This is a genomic window from Nocardiopsis sp. LDBS0036, assembly GCF_041228755.1.
Classification (GTDB): domain Bacteria; phylum Actinomycetota; class Actinomycetes; order Streptosporangiales; family Streptosporangiaceae; genus Nocardiopsis; species Nocardiopsis dassonvillei.
The window spans coordinates 3,833,234-3,847,871 of sequence record NZ_CP141103.1 but is presented as its reverse complement, the minus strand read 5'-3'; the positions used below and the strand labels follow the sequence as shown (position 1 = coordinate 3,847,871).

Sequence of the window (14,638 nt, the reverse complement as noted above, 5' to 3'; positions counted from 1 at the left end):
CCGAAGTGTCGGGATATGTCGCGGCGGGTCGGCGCGAGTGGTGCCGCTCCGCGCGGAGGAGGGGGTCGCGGCCCCCGGCAGGGGGCGGACCTCGGGAGGGGTGGGCGCGCGCCCCGGGGGAGCGGCCGCCGCGCTCAGGACGTCAGGGAGCGCCCGCGCGGCGGGATGCCCGCCACCGCCATGAAGGACTCGACCCGGGCCGGGCTGGTCATCCCGGTCAGCGGAAGGTAGGCACGCGAGGTGCGGCGGCTCTGGAGCGAGGGGAAGCGCTTGGGGCGCCCGGCGTTGTCGTACAGGCCCAGGGAGCGGATGCGGCCCGGCAGCACGTAGTAGGAGCCGATGTCGTGGAAGGGCACGCGCACGATGTAGCGGCCCCGCTGGTAGCGGAACTCGCCGTCGGAGACCTCCAGGACGGGCGCCTTGATCATGTGGCCGTGCGCGGCCAGGGCGGCGCCCATGAGGGCCAGGAGGACGCCGAGGGTGATGTTGGCCCAGTGCGAGACGTCGACCGCGATCGCCAGGGCGCCGAGAGCCACCAGACCGTAGCCGCCCCACAGCTCCAGGTGCTTGCGGCCTACGGGGCAGACCAGGCGGACTGTTTCGGACACGGCACAAGCCTCTCTCAGTGGGCACCGCGGGTGGGATGACGGCAATCGCCGTTCAAAACCCTATCGGCTCCGGCGGCGCGTGGACGGTGGTTTCGGACAACCGGAGCTGTGGATTTCCGTACCTGCCTGGTGTGGTCTGCACCTGCCTGAGGGGTTAGGGCGCTTGTGTCTGATTAACATCACGTCATCCTATGTTTGTTGCATTCTGTTTCCTGTGGGAGTCGCCATGAAGGCGAACGGGGGGCCGTCGCGAACATTCGGGATTATATGTGTACTTTGGGGACTTTTGTCCGTTTTCCTCTGTGTAGTCATTTGGGACGTTCGGGTAGTTAAACGACGTTTACTTTACCTTAGCCGTTGTTCGCCGACGTAACTAGCCCGCAATGTATTTCTGGCTTGTCCGAATCCGGAGAGAGGGTCCGTTCTCCTGGGTTCGGGCTCTGACCTGCGGTGACCCTCATGTCTGGGCGGGGTATGGACTTTGTGTCGGCGGCCCGGTGCGATGGGCGCGAACCGGTTGCGGATGGGTCACGAATCCAGCAGTAGGGCTATACAGACATTTCGCTCAATGGTCTTCTGATCGACTAATCGCCTAGTTCTGCGGGGCGTGTGCGAACCACACAACCCCGAGGTTCGGCTCGTATTAGTGATCAAGGGTGTAACTGATGCACAAACGAAGGAAGACGCTCGCGCTCGCCGCGGCGGGCACCTCCGCTTTGATGGTGCTGACCGCCTGCAGCGGCGGCGGTGGTGGCGAAGGCGAGCAGGAGAAGGAGGTCACATGGGTGATCAACAGCCTTCCCGCCGCCTGGGGAGCCATCAGTAGCGCCGGAGGCAGCGTCTACGTCATCCAGGCACTCTCCGGCGTCGTGCCCTTCACCGGGCAGTACCAGCCCGACGCGACGTACGAGTACGACATGGACGTCCTCGCCGAGGAGCCCACCCTCATCAACGACAATCCCGACGAGGGTCCGTTCCAGTTCAGCTTCACCCTCGCCGAGGACGCCGTGTGGAACGACGGCACGCCGATGACCGGCGAGGACCTGCGGGTCACCATGATGATGTCGGCGTCCCCCACCGAGGGCTACTGCGACACCTGCGACTCCCGCGGCACCACCGGCGCCGACATGGTCGAGGAGGTCGAGGTCGACGGCAAGACCGCGACCTTCACCCTCAAGGAGGGCCTGTCCAACCCCGAGTGGATGGGCATGTTCGACGCGCACAGCGTTGGCGGCGGCTTCTACCCGGCGCACCTGGCCGAGGAGAACGGCTGGGACGTCGACGACCCCGCGCAGCTCGGCGAGTACTACGCCTGGCTGCACGAGACGCGCCCCGAGTGGTCCGGCGGCCCCTACCAGATCGTGGACGGCGACCTGGAGAACCAGGTCGTCAAGGAGCCCAACCCCGAGTGGTTCGGTGAGACGCAGCCCGCGCTCGACCGCATCATCATGCCGTACAACACCGACGAGGGCACCTTCATCCCCGCCTTCCAGAACGGCGAGATCGACGGCGCCAACCCCGCGCAGTACAGCGAGGACATCATCACCCAGCTCCAGGGGATGGAGACCGCCACGCTCACCATCGGCGAGGGCAACATCTGGGAGCACATCGACATCAACACCGAGAACGAGTGGCTCTCGGACGTCGAGCTCCGCAGGGCCGTGTTCACCGCGATCAACCGCGACGAGATCGCCAGCCGCAACTTCGAGGCCGGATACCCCGAGTACGAGCTGAAGAACAACCACATCTTCGGCAGCGACAGCGAGTACTTCGAGGACCTCGTCTCCGAGTCCGGGCAGGGCAGCGGCGACGTCGAGGCCGCCACCGCGATCCTGGAGGAGGCCGGTTACGAGCTCGACGGGGACACCCTCATGCTCGACGGCGAGCAGGTCGGCCCGTTCCGCCTGCGCAGCACCGACACCGTCATCCGCAACAACTCCGTGCAGCTGATCCAGGCCCAGCTCGCCGAGATCGGCATCGAGACCACCATCGAGATGACCGACGACCTGGGCACGATGCTGGCCGAGCAGGACTACGACATCGTCCAGTTCGGCTGGAGCGGCAGCCCGTACTTCGCCTCCAGCCCCGAGCAGTTCTGGCACTCCGAGAGCACCAGCAACTTCGGCGGCTACTCCAACGACGAGGTGGACGAGCACGCCGAGGCCACCGCGACGGCCGCCAACCTGGACGAGGCGGCCGAGCACGCCAACGCCGCCGTGGCCGCCGTGGTCCCGGACGCCTACGTCCTGCCGATCGTGGCCGAGCCCAACTACTTCTTCGTGAACGACAGGCTCGCCAACGTCGAGGACAACCTCCAGTCCAGCTACCGCGCCACCTACAACATCGGTGAGTGGGACCTCGCCGAGTAGTTCGCGGCACAAGGCCCGTGGCCCGGGCCCGGGAGAACCTCCCGGGCCCGGGCTGGTCCTCGTCCACCCCTGAAGGATCACACTCATGCTCGTTTACACGGTGCGGCGCGTCCTGGGCGCGATACCCATCCTGATCCTCGCGTCCGTGCTCACCTTCGTCCTGATCGACGTCTCCGGTGATCCCCTGACAGAGCTCAGGATGCAGCAGCCGCCCCCGGACCCCTCGGTCATCCAGCTCCAGGAGGAGCGGCTCTACCTCGACCGGTCCATGCCCGAGCGCTACTGGCTCTGGATCACCGGCATCGGCGGCAACGGGGACATCGGACTCCTCCAGGGCGAGTTCGGCCCCTCCACGCAGAGCAACAGCTACGACATCGGCGCCAACATCGCCGAGCGGCTGGGCACCACCCTGCGCCTGGTGGGCGCGTCCATGGTCTTCGCGCTGGGCCTGGCCGTCCTGGCCGGCGTCGTCAGCGCCATGCGCCAGTACTCCAAGCTCGACTACACGCTCACGTTCATCGGCTTCCTGGCCCTGTCCATGCCCGTCTTCTGGTTCGCGGGCATCATGCAGCAGGCCGGTGTCAGCTTCAACGACCTGGTGGGCGACCAGGTCCTCGCCACGATCGGCGACGGCGTCTACCAGGCACAGGGCGAGGACTTCTGGGGGCTCGTCACCAACGCCTTCGCCTACATGACCCTGCCCACGATCGTGCTGATGCTGACCAGCTTCGCCTCGTGGAGCCGGTACCAGCGGACCTCCATGCTCGAGGTGCTCAACAGCGACTACGTCCGCCTGGCACGCGCCAAGGGCCTGCCCAACCGCGTCGTCATCCGGCGCCACGCGTTGCGCACGGCCCTCATCCCGCTGACCACGGTGGTCGCCGTCGGCATCGCCGGGATCATCGACGGCGCGGTCCTGACCGAACGCGTCTTCCAGTGGCGCGGCCTGGGCGAGTTCTTCATCACCGCGGTCGAGAAGAACGACTCGTACGCGCTGATGGCGTGGCTGCTGCTCAGCGGTGTCATGGTCATCGTGGCCAACCTCATCGCCGACCTCCTGTACGGCGTGCTCGACCCGAGGATTCGCTATGAGTGAGAAGAGGGCGCCCCAGGCGCCGCGGAGCGCCGACGCCGAGAGCGTCGGAGGTGCCGAACGCACCCAGTTCCAGATGATCCTGTCCCGGTTCCTGCGCCACCGGGCCGCCATGATCAGCCTGGTCGTCCTGGTGGTCGTCGTCCTGGCCGCCTTCGTGGGCCCGCTCCTGTGGAGGTGGGACCACACCGTCCACCTGGAGATCCCGCCGAGCGTGCCGCCCAACGCGGACCACCCGCTGGGCACCACCACCGCCGGGCACGACGTCCTGGGCCAGCTCATGCGCGGCGCCCAGCAGACGCTCAAGGTGGCGTTCACGGTGTCGGTCATGGGCACCGTCATCGGCTCCCTGTGGGGCGCCACGGCCGGTTACTACGGCGGCCGGATCGACGCGCTCATGATGCGCGTGGCCGACGTGTTCATGATCGTGCCCCTGCTGGTGATGGTCGCCGCGATCGCGGGCAACGCCCGCGCCGGGACCACCTGGTACGCGGTGGCCCTCATCATCGGCTTCTTCTCGTGGGCGCAGATCGCCCGCGTGGTGCGCAGCGTGGTCCTGTCCCTGCGCGAGCAGGAGTTCGTGGAGGCGGCCAAGGCCGCGGGGGCCTCGCCCGGGTGGATCATCGTCCGCCACCTGCTGCCCAACGCGGCCGGGCCGATCATCGTCGCCGCCACGCTGCTGATCGCGGTGGCGATCCTGCTGGAGGCGGGCATGTCCTTCCTCCAGTTCGGCATCCAGCCCCCCGACATCTCGCTCGGCCAGATGATCAGCGACGCGCGCACGGCCGTCTCCACCAGGCCCTGGCTGTTCTACCCGCCGGGCCTGCTGCTGCTGGTGATCTGCCTGACGATCAACTTCATCGGCGACGGGCTGCGCGACGCCCTCGACCCACGACAGACCATGGTGCGGCGATGACCACGACTGACCAGATGAGCAACGAGGAGACCGCCCCGGCCGGGACCGGCGACGTGGTCCTGGAGGTCAGCGACCTCAGCGTCACCTTCCCCTCCGACGACGGGCCGCTGCCCGCCGTGCGCGAGGTGTCCTACGTCCTGCGCCGGGGCGAGGCGCTGGGGATCGTGGGCGAGTCCGGATCGGGCAAGTCCGTGACCTCGATGGCGATCATGGGGCTGCTGCCCAAGAACGCCCGCGTCGAGGGCTCGGCCAAGGTGCTGGGACAGGAGGTCATCGGCCTCAAGGACGCGCAGATCAGCAAGGTCCGCGGCAACAAGATCGCGATGATCTTCCAGGACCCGCTGACCTCGCTGAACCCCGTCTACACCGTCGGCTACCAGATCGCCGAGGCCGTCCTGGCCCACCGCAAGGTGGGCAAGAAGGCGGCGATGGCCCGGGCGCTGGAGCTGCTGGAGCTGGTGGGGATCCCCAGTCCCGAGCAGCGGATCAAGCAGTACCCGCACGAGCTGTCGGGCGGCATGCGCCAGCGCGTGGTGATCGCCATCGCGATGGCCAACGAGCCGGACGTCATCATCGCCGACGAGCCGACCACGGCCCTGGACGTGACCGTCCAGGCCCAGGTCCTGGAGGCGCTGGAGGCGGCCCGCAAGGAGACCGGCGCCGCCCTGGTGCTGATCACCCACGACCTCGGCGTGGTGGCCGGGCACGTCGACAGGATCGGCGTGATGTACGGCGGCCGCCTCGTGGAGATGGGCCCCGTGGAGGAGGTCTTCTACCGCCCACGGATGCCCTACGCCCTCGGTCTGCTGGGGTCGCTGCCCCGCCTGGACGAGGACCGCCACGAGCGGCTCACCCCCATCGTGGGCACCCCGCCCTCCCTGCTCTCCCTGCCCACCGGTTGCGCGTTCTCGCCGCGCTGCCCGATGGCCCGGGACCTGTGCCGCGAGCAGGAGCCCCTCCTGCTCGCGGTCGGCGGAGACGGGGAGCGGGTGCGCGTGCCGGTGACGGACACCTCCGCGCACACGGCGGCCTGCCACTTCAGCGAGGAGCTGGGGGGCGCCGCCCCCGCCGACCTGTTCCGGGGGACGGCGGTGGAGGCCGAGACCGTAACGGAGGTCGAGGAGGCCGAGAAGCAGGCGCAGGAGGCGCGCGCCCAGATCGGCGCGGAGACCGCCGCCCCCGCGGACGGGGGACCCCGTGAGGCCATCCTGACCGTCAAGGACCTGGTCAAGAACTTCCCCATCCGCTCCAAGGGCCTCCTGCGGCGCAGGATCGGCGAGGTGCAGGCGGTCTCCGGGGTCTCCCTGGAGCTGCGCGAGCACGAGACCCTCGCCCTGGTCGGCGAGTCCGGGTGCGGCAAGTCCACCACCGCCCGCCTCATGCTCCAGCTGATCAGGCAGACCTCGGGCGAGGTCAGCTACATGGGGCAGCCGCTGCACACGCTGTCCCCGCGGCAGATGCGGCCGCTGCGCCGCGACCTCCAGCTGGTCTTCCAGGACCCGTTCGCCTCCCTGGACCCGCGCATGACGGTCTCGGACATCATCGCCGAGCCGCTGCGGATCCACGGCCAGGGCAACGGCACCGCCAAGAAGCGGGTCAGGGAGCTGCTGGACCTGGTGGGGCTCAACGCCGAGCACGGCTCGCGCTACCCGCACGAGTTCTCGGGCGGCCAGCGCCAGCGCATCGGCATCGCCCGCGCGCTGGCGCTCAACCCCAAGGTGCTCATCCTGGACGAGCCGGTCTCGGCGCTGGACGTGTCCATCCAGGCGGGCGTGATCAACCTGCTGGAGGACCTCCAGGACGACCTGGGCCTGTCGTACCTGTTCGTCTCGCACGACCTGTCGGTGGTCAAGCACATCGCCGACCGGGTGGCCGTGATGTACCTCGGCAAGATCGTGGAGACGGGGACGACGGCGGAGCTGTTCGGGGCGCCCTCGCACCCGTACACGCAGGCGCTGATCTCGGCGATCCCCCTGCCGGACCCGGTCAAGGAGCGGACCCGGGAGCGGATCGTCGTCACCGGCGACGTGCCCAGCCCCGCCGACCCGCCCTCGGGCTGCCGGTTCCGGACCCGGTGCCCGAAGTTCGCGAACGAGCTGTCGGAGGGCGAGCGCGCCAAGTGCGTGGAGGAGCCGCCGGAACTGATGGACCGGGGGGCGGGCCACCTGGACGCCTGCCACTACTCGCGGGCCAGGGAACTGTTCTGACCGGGGCGCCGTCCGGGTGATCCGGGCGCGGCGGCCGTGACGGGCCGGTGCCGGGGGAGTGCGCCCCCGGCACCGGCCCGTTCGCCGTTCGCGCCGCACGCGGCGGCGGAAGGGGCCCGGTGCCCGGGGTCCGCTCCGGGGCCGGGCACACACCGCTGTCGGATGCCGCGTCCCCCCGCCGCGCCGGGGAAGGAGGCCGAAACCGGACGATTTTCTCCGTAGCGGATTTAGGTGCACATGTGTCACCTGGGGCTTAGACGTCCCCACGCGCCCCTCCCGTGTCCGACCCGCGCCCGGGGTGCTGGTGCCGGGGATCCGTAGCGGGTTAGGGTGCGGTGCCCCTTCGTGTCCGTGACCGCTAGGAGACACACCGTTGAGAACCCCCACCGCTTCCAGTGAACCCCCGGTCGGGAGGCGCCGTGCCCCGGTCCGGCGACGCGCCGCCTGGACCGCGGCCCTCGCGACCGTCCCCGTGCTCGTCGCGGCGCCGCTGGGCGCACTCCCGGCCCACGCCGACCCGGCGGCAGCCGAGGAGCGCCTGACCGACCTGCGCGCGGACATCGACGCCCTCCTGGCGGACCCGTCCCTGGAGGGAGGGGTGTCCGGGGTGACCGTCACCGACCCCGCCACCGGCGCGGTGCTGTACTCGCGCGACAGCGGGGAGCAGCTGGTGCCCGCCTCCAACATGAAGCTGTTCACCGCGGCGGCCGCCCTGGACGTCCTGGGCGCCGACCACACCTTCTCCACCGAGGTCGTGGCCGAGGGCCACAGGCAGCGGCGCTCCGTGGAGGACCTGTACCTGGTGGGCGGCGGCGACCCCACCCTGTCCGAGCAGGATCTGGACGCGCTGGCCGCCGACGTGGCCGCCTCCGGGGTCAGGACCGTGCGGGGCGACGTCCTCGCCGACGACACCTGGTTCGACTCCCAGCGCCTCGTGGACGACTGGTGGCCCGAGGACGAGCCCTACGCCTACTCCGCGCAGATCTCGGCCCTCACCGTCGCCCACGGGGAGCGCTACGACACCGGCGTGACCGAGGTCGTGGTCACCCCCGGCGCGGCGGGTGCGCCCGCCACCGTGGACCTGGGCGCCGCCGAGGGCTACGCCGAACTCGACAACCAGGCCGTGACCGGCCCTCCGGGCGGCACCAGCAGCGTGGTCGTCGACCGGCCCGTGGGGACCAACACCATCACGGTGACCGGCACGATCCCGGCCGACGCCGCCCCCGTGACCGCCCTGCGCACCGTGGACGAGCCCGCGGGCCTGGCCGGGCACCTCTTCGCGCAGGCGCTGGAGCGGCACGGCGTCACCGTCGAGGGCGGCGTGGAGTTCGGCGAGGCGCCCGGTCGGGGACGCCACGGCGCCCGGCTGGTGGCAGACCACGAGTCCCCCGAGCTGGCGGAGATCCTCGTCCCCTTCATGAAGTTCAGCAACAACGGCCACGCCGAGATGCTCGTCAAGAGCATCGGCCAGGAGGTCGCGGGCGAGGGCAGCTGGGACGCCGGGCTGACCGGTGTCGAGCGGTCCCTGGCCGGGCTGGGGGTGGACACCTCCGACCTCGTCCTCAACGACGGCTCGGGCCTGTCCCGGGGCAACCTGGTCACCTCCGACACGGTCGTGGACCTGCTCGTGAGCACGCGCGACGCGTCCTGGCACGGGGTCTGGGCGGACTCGCTGCCGCTGGCGGGCGAGAGCGACCCGTTCACCGGGGGAACCCTGCGGTTCCGCATGGGCGGCACCGCGGCCGCGGGCGTCGTCTCCGCCAAGACCGGCACCATGACGGGCATCAGCGCGCTGTCCGGATACGTGGCCGGGCAGGGGGGCGGCGACGGGCTGGCGTTCAGCGTCGTCAACAACGGCTACGGCGGCCCGGCCCCCACGCCGGTGCAGGACGCGATCGCCGTCCGGCTGGCCGAGTACCTGGGCCACCAGGCGCCCGTGAGCGTCCGGTCCCAGAGCGCGCCGAGCGAGCCCGGCGGTGAGCTGGAGTGCTCCTGGGAGCTGACCTGCTGATCCGCTGACCTGCTGACGGCACGGCCGCCGGGCCGTGCCGTCAGCGCGTGAGGCACAGGTCGCGCGGGACACGCGGGCGGCGCGATCGCGCTCAACGGCGTCCGCGCGTGAGGCGCGAAGACCCGGCCGGAGGGCCACGGGGACTCCCCGTGGCCCTCCGGGTTTTCCACAGGTGTGGACGTACTCCGCCGCTTCGGCTCCGAAGGCGGCATAGTGGGAGTGGACGACGCCGCCTCCCCGCAGCACACGATCCGCGTCGCACCCCCTGACCGCATACTCCGCACGCGCGGAGCCCCGGAAGGAGAGCGTTCCGATCGTGTCCTGCTTCAGCGGGAAAACCGCCCGGCTGCCGTCCCTGCCCGTGTGCCGCCCCAGGGCCGGGTCGCCCGGGGCGGCCCGGCCCGGCCGCCTCCCCGGGACGGGCCCGCACCGGTCCCCGGGGCGGGGGAGCCCGGGGCCGCTACCAGGCGCGGCGGCCGACGAAGGCCAGGAACCGGGTCTGGTCGTCGGCGCCCTCGGGCGGGGTGAGCTCGGGCCCGCAGACGTTGTTCCCGCGCAGCTGCTCCCCGAAGGGTGCGGTGGCCTCGTGCGCCCACCGGACGTCGCCGGGGTCCAGGCGCTCGTCCAGGCCGGTGGCCCGGGCCAGGTCCCAGCGGTGCACCACGAGGTCGAAGCCGAGGAACCGGTCCACCGCCTCGGCGAAGGTGGTGCGGCCGAAGAACCCGTCGAATTCGGTGTTCGCGCGCCGCGGGTCGTCCAGGTCGGCCTGGACCACCGCTCGGGCGGCGTCCCAGGCGGCGCGGGGGTCCTCGTCCACGGAGGGGATGTCACCCAGTTCGCGGCCGACCAGGCCGAGGAACATGCCCTGGGTGTCCACGACGTGGCGGACCACGTCGCGGGCGTCCCACCCCTCGCAGGGGGACGCCGACGACCAGCGGTCGGCGGGGACGGCCGCCACCGTCCCGGCGAAGTCCTCGGACAGGCGGGCGTAGCGCTCGGAGATGTCGCTCATGATCGTGTTCCCCTCGGGTGTGTCTCGGTGTCCGCCATCCTCACCCCCTCGACCGGGCGCCGTCTTGAACAAACACGACGAACCGCACGTGTGTTCGGAGGCGGAGGACTACCCTGGAGCCGTGAGACCGTACTCCGTGGGGGTGGAGGGGGACGCGCGCGGCATCCTCGACCCGGACGCCGGGCTGACCCGGTTCCGCCTGGACCGACACGCTCCCTCGGAGCGGGTGGCCCGCTTTGTGGACCGCTACTGGCTGACCTCGTGGAACCTGACCGGCCGCGAGCCGCACACCCAGCGGGTCCTGGCCCACCCCGTCGTGAACCTGGTGTTCACCGGTGGGACCGCGACGGTGTACGGCCCGACCACCGAGGTGACCGAGCGCCGCCTGGAGGGCGAGGGCTGGGCGCTCGGGGTGATGTTCCGGCCCGCGGGGTTCCGTCCGTTCCTCGGCAGGCCCATGAACACGATCGTGGACGCCGGTCTCCCCGCGTCGGAGGTCTTCGGGGCCCCCGGCAGGGGAGGGGTTCCCGGTGCCGACGGGCGCGGGGCGCCCGACGGCGCGTTGGCGTCCGAGACGTCCGATCCCCTCGACCTCATGGCCGCGGTCGACCGCGCCCTGGCCGGGCTGCTCCCCGCGTACCGTCACCCGGCCGAGGACACGCGCGACGTCGTGGAGCGGGTGGCCGCCGACCCCTCGGTGGTCAACGTGTCCGGGCTCGCCCGGCGCGAGGGGATGGGCGTGCGGCTGCTCCAGCGCCGCTTCGCCGACCACGTCGGCCTGAGCCCCAAGGCGGTCATCCGCAGGTACCGGCTCTACGAGGCCGCCGAGCGGGCCAGGAAGGGCGCGGCGCCCGACTGGGGGAGCCTGGCCGCCGAACTCGGGTTCAGCGACCAGTCCCACCTGACCAGGGAGTTCACCGCCGTTCTGGGGACCCCTCCCGCGCGCTACGCGGCACGCGCGACACCAGGCGGCTGAGCGTGCGGTACACGTCCTCGGGCGTCAGCTCAGGGTCGGCGCAGGCCCGCACGAACAGGCCGTCGACGGCGGCGCCCACGCCCGCGCGGTCCTCCGGGCGGGGGAGGTAGGGCGCGAGGAAGGCGTCCACGGCCCGGTTCCAGCGCTCGGTCTGCGGGCGCAGGGCCGGGCGGCGCGCGGCGAGCAGGAACAGTTCGCACTCGGCCATCACCTGGGCCCGTGCGGGGCCCGAGCCCACCGCGATCATCCCGGCGAGGGCGCGCAGGGCCGCGTCCGCGTCCTCGGGCACGGCGGCCAGCGCGGCCACGTAGGTGTCGTTGACCCGGGTCAGGGTGTCCACGAGCAGGTCGTCGACGGTCGCGTGGTAATAGGTGACGGTGCTGGGCGGCACCCCGGCCTCGGTGGCCACGCGCCGCTGGCTGACCGCCGCCACACCGTCGCGTTCGATGACGCGCATGGTGGCGTCCAAGAGCTGTCGGCGGCGCCGCTCGCCCTTGCGTCTGCGCCCGTCGGCGATGCCCTCGCCGACGGCCGCCGTGTCGTGGCCGTTCAGTGCCGCCCGCCCAGTTCCAGGGCCATGACCCCCGCGATGATCAGCGCGATTCCGCCGATCTGGACCCAGGTGAGCGACTCGCCGAAGAGCAGTGTGCCGATCACCGCGACCAGCGCGATGCCCACGGCCGCCCACACGCCGTAGGCCACGCCGAGGTTGATGCCCCGGGTGAGGGACTGGCTGAGCATGAGGAAGGCCCCGACGTAACCGACCACCACGACGACCGAGGGCAGCGGTCGGCTGAAGCCCTCGGAGAGCTTGAGCGAGGTGGTGGCGATCACCTCGGCGATGATCGCTCCGGCCAGCCAGAGCCACGGCACGGCGTTCCTCCCGACGGAGAACTGAGCGTTTGACCAGGTTCCTCCGGAGAAGAAACCTGAGCGTTCGGACAAGATTCTAGGCGCAGGGCCAACCCGGCGTCCAAGGCGAGTTACGGGTGGCCGTAACCTCATACCCGTAGGGAATCGAGGTGTACCCCCGGGGTGTATCGTCTTCGGTTCCGGCGTCCCCCACGTCCCACGCCCCAGATAACCGCTCTATACCGATGCATGAGATTTCAGAACCTTTTCGGTGGGTGTGCGTCTTACTTGCGTGGATGGCGTTTCAGGCATGACATGGAGGTAACCAGACGTGACGGGCAAGACACCTCCGGCGGTGGCGCGTCGTTTCGGTATCGGACTGGCAGCGCTGGCGCTGGCCGCCACGGCCTGCACGTCGGGTGAGGCCGAAACCCAGGGCGGCGGTACCGACGCGGCCAGCGCCGATCCCGCGGAGCTGGTGATCACTCCCGAGAACGGTGCCGAGGAGGTCGCGCCCAACTCCCCCATCCGGGTCACCGCGGAGAGCGGTGTCATCACGGACGTCCAGGTGGAGCAGGTCGTCGCCACCGAGGCCGCGGCGGAGGGCGAGGGCGAGGCGCAGGAGGCCGACCTCTACGCCATGACCGGCACCCTCAACGGTGACGCGACCGAGTGGGTCAGCGACTGGAACCTGCGCCCCGGCGCGGAGGTCGTGGTCACCGCGACCGCCGAGAACGACGCCGGTGAGGAGACCGAGGTCGTCCAGGAGTTCACCACCCTGGAGGCGGTCGCCGGACAGCGCCTGGAACTGGCCTCCAACTGGCCCGTCTCCGGTGACACCGTCGGCGTGGGCATGCCGATCGTCATCAACTTCGACCTGCCGGTGACCAACAAGGCGCAGGTCGAGAACTCCATGGAGGTCATCTCCGAGCAGGGCGTCCAGGGCGCCTGGAACTGGGAGACCGACACGATGGCCGTGTTCCGGCCCGAGGAGTACTGGGAGCCCCACCAGTCCGTGAGCGTCGACCTGCGCCTCGCCGGCGTCGAGGCCTCCGAGGGCGTCTACGGCGTGGAGAACCACCGCATCGACTTCGAGGTCGGCCGCGAGCTGATCATGACCATGCACGTGCCCGACCACGAGCTGGTCGTCAACATCGACGGTGAGCACGACCGCACCATCGAGGTGAGCAACGGCAAGGCCAGCCGCCGCTTCGACACCACGACCTCCGGCACCCACGTGCTCATGCAGCGCTACGAGCAGATGACCATGGACTCCTCCACCGTGGGCATCCCCGAGGGCACCCCCGGCGCCTACAACGTGGACGTGCAGTACGCGGTCCGCACCAGTGACAGCGGCGAGTTCCTGCACGAGGCCTCCTACAACGGCAACATCGGCAGCGCCAACACCTCCAACGGCTGCACCAACCTGCGCATGGACGACGCCCGCTGGATCTTCGAGAACACCCTCATGGGCGACGTCCTGGAGACCACCGGTACCGACCGCGAGCTGGAGTGGAACAACGGCTGGGGCTTCTGGCAGATGTCCTGGGACGAGTGGCTGGCCGAGAGCGCGACCGGCGAGCCGCAGGTGACCGACGGTTCGGGCACCCCCGGCTCCGTCCACGGCGAGCAGTAACCGCCCGCCCAACGCCGAAGGGGCGCCCGGAACCGCGCGGTTCCGGGCGCCCCTTCGGCGTTCCGCGGTCCCCGCGGGAGACGGCCTTCCCGCGCCGGGCGCCCGCCCGGTCAGTCCTGCCGGGACAGCCGGGCCACCACGGAGTCGATCACCAGCTCGGTGACGGCGGCCATGTCCACGGCACCCGGGTCGAGGAGCCACTGCACCTGGAGCCCGTCCATCACGGCGATGACCGCCGACGCCGCGGCCTCCGCCGGGGTGTGCCCGTCCGGCCCCGGGGTGTCCGCGGCCTCCCGGTGCCCCGGCCCGAGCCGGTCCAGCACGGCGTTCCCGATCTCCCCGCGCAGCACGGTGTAGCGGTCCCGGAACCAGTCCTGCGCCGGGTGCCCGTCGGTGGCGCTCTCCGCCGACAGCACCGCGTACAGCTGCGTGGTCCCCGGCCGCTCGGCGTTGCGCTCGGCGGTCGACACCAGGTGGTCCAGCATCCGGCTGCCCTCCGGCGCCGGGTCGGTGTCGTCGCGCAGCTCCAGGACCGCGGTGAGCAGGTCGGTCTTGGAGCCGAAGTGGTGCAGGACCCCCGCCGGGGTGATGTTGAGCGTCGCCGCGATGTCGGCCAGCGAGGTGTTGTGGAAGCCCTGCGAGGCGAACACGTCGGCCGCCGTGCGCAGGATCTGCTCGCGCCGGTTCACCCGCCTCCGCGGCGCTGGCGCCTCGGAGCCGGAGGAGGCGCGGGTGTCCGGCGCCGGGGTCGTCTCGCTCATCCTGGTCTCTCCACTTCCTGTACCCCGTCGGGTACTCCGGGCCCATGCGGGGGGCGGGGACCCGCCGTCCACGGTATCCAGCTTTCCCCTCCCTCCTCCTTAATGAATGTTAAGTAAGAGGGGTTTCGGTCCAGGGGGCGTGCGCCACGGGACCGGGGGACCACGGCTTCGGACCCTCACACCCGCGGCGCCCGGCT

At 70.9% G+C, this 14,638-nt stretch carries 12 protein-coding genes; 7 read left to right on the top strand and 5 right to left on the bottom strand.

What is annotated here, in order from left to right; translation table 11 throughout:
* Positions 1–134: 134 nt before the first annotated feature.
* Entirely contained in the window at positions 135–608 is a 474-nt protein-coding gene (locus UIS43_RS16235) for a hypothetical protein (protein WP_013155530.1), read from the bottom strand.
* A gap of 665 nt (positions 609–1,273) precedes the next feature.
* On the opposite strand from UIS43_RS16235, the gene UIS43_RS16230 reads away from it, so the two are divergent.
* The 5 genes from UIS43_RS16230 (at position 1,274) to dacB (ending at position 9,204) form a co-directional block, all read left to right on the top strand.
* Positions 1,274–2,977, top strand: a complete 1,704-nt coding sequence (locus UIS43_RS16230; protein ID WP_013155529.1) for an ABC transporter family substrate-binding protein — start codon at positions 1,274–1,276, stop codon at positions 2,975–2,977.
* Between the two features lie 85 nt (positions 2,978–3,062).
* Positions 3,063–4,073: an ABC transporter permease gene (locus UIS43_RS16225; protein WP_013155528.1), complete on the top strand. Its 1,011-nt coding sequence runs from the start codon at positions 3,063–3,065 to the stop codon at positions 4,071–4,073.
* Positions 4,066–4,986, top strand: coding sequence for an ABC transporter permease (locus UIS43_RS16220; RefSeq protein WP_013155527.1), 921 nt, complete (start codon positions 4,066–4,068; stop codon positions 4,984–4,986). Before UIS43_RS16225 ends, UIS43_RS16220 begins: the two co-directional genes overlap by 8 nt.
* Positions 4,983–7,193, top strand: a complete 2,211-nt coding sequence (locus UIS43_RS16215; RefSeq protein WP_013155526.1) for an ABC transporter ATP-binding protein — start codon at positions 4,983–4,985, stop codon at positions 7,191–7,193. The genes UIS43_RS16220 and UIS43_RS16215 overlap by 4 nt, the downstream gene beginning before the upstream one ends.
* Positions 7,194–7,665: 472 nt before the next feature.
* Positions 7,666–9,204 carry a D-alanyl-D-alanine carboxypeptidase/D-alanyl-D-alanine-endopeptidase gene (gene dacB, locus UIS43_RS16210; RefSeq protein ID WP_041552938.1) on the top strand — a complete coding sequence of 513 codons (1,539 nt, stop codon included), beginning with the start codon at positions 7,666–7,668 and terminating at the stop codon, positions 9,202–9,204.
* Between the two features lie 460 nt (positions 9,205–9,664).
* Here the strand turns inward: dacB and UIS43_RS16205 are convergent, their stop codons facing one another.
* Complete coding sequence (locus UIS43_RS16205) at positions 9,665–10,216, bottom strand: TIGR03086 family metal-binding protein (RefSeq protein WP_013155524.1); 552 nt, start codon at positions 10,214–10,216, stop codon at positions 9,665–9,667.
* 121 nt (positions 10,217–10,337) lie between these two features.
* Between UIS43_RS16205 and UIS43_RS16200 the strand changes: the two genes are divergently transcribed.
* Positions 10,338–11,192 carry a helix-turn-helix domain-containing protein gene (locus UIS43_RS16200; protein WP_232051602.1) on the top strand — a complete coding sequence of 285 codons (855 nt, stop codon included), beginning with the start codon at positions 10,338–10,340 and terminating at the stop codon, positions 11,190–11,192.
* Here the strand turns inward: UIS43_RS16200 and UIS43_RS16195 are convergent.
* Both UIS43_RS16195 and UIS43_RS16190 read right to left on the bottom strand, forming a co-directional pair.
* A complete protein-coding gene (locus UIS43_RS16195; RefSeq protein WP_370013257.1) occupies positions 11,131–11,709 on the bottom strand; it encodes a TetR/AcrR family transcriptional regulator in 579 nt (192 codons plus the stop codon). The two genes, UIS43_RS16200 and UIS43_RS16195, sit on opposite strands and share 62 nt — an antisense overlap.
* 32 nt (positions 11,710–11,741) lie before the next feature.
* Positions 11,742–12,065, bottom strand: a complete 324-nt coding sequence (locus UIS43_RS16190) for a multidrug efflux SMR transporter (protein WP_013155521.1) — start codon at positions 12,063–12,065, stop codon at positions 11,742–11,744.
* A gap of 310 nt (positions 12,066–12,375) precedes the next feature.
* Between UIS43_RS16190 and UIS43_RS16185 the strand changes: the two genes are divergently transcribed.
* Positions 12,376–13,680 (top strand): Ig-like domain-containing protein, encoded by a 1,305-nt coding sequence (locus tag UIS43_RS16185; RefSeq protein WP_013155520.1) that lies wholly within the window; start codon positions 12,376–12,378, stop codon positions 13,678–13,680.
* 110 nt (positions 13,681–13,790) lie between these two features.
* Here the strand turns inward: UIS43_RS16185 and UIS43_RS16180 are convergent, their stop codons facing one another.
* Complete coding sequence (locus tag UIS43_RS16180) at positions 13,791–14,441, bottom strand: TetR/AcrR family transcriptional regulator (RefSeq protein ID WP_117199598.1); 651 nt, start codon at positions 14,439–14,441, stop codon at positions 13,791–13,793.
* Between the last annotated feature and the right edge of the window lie 197 nt (positions 14,442–14,638).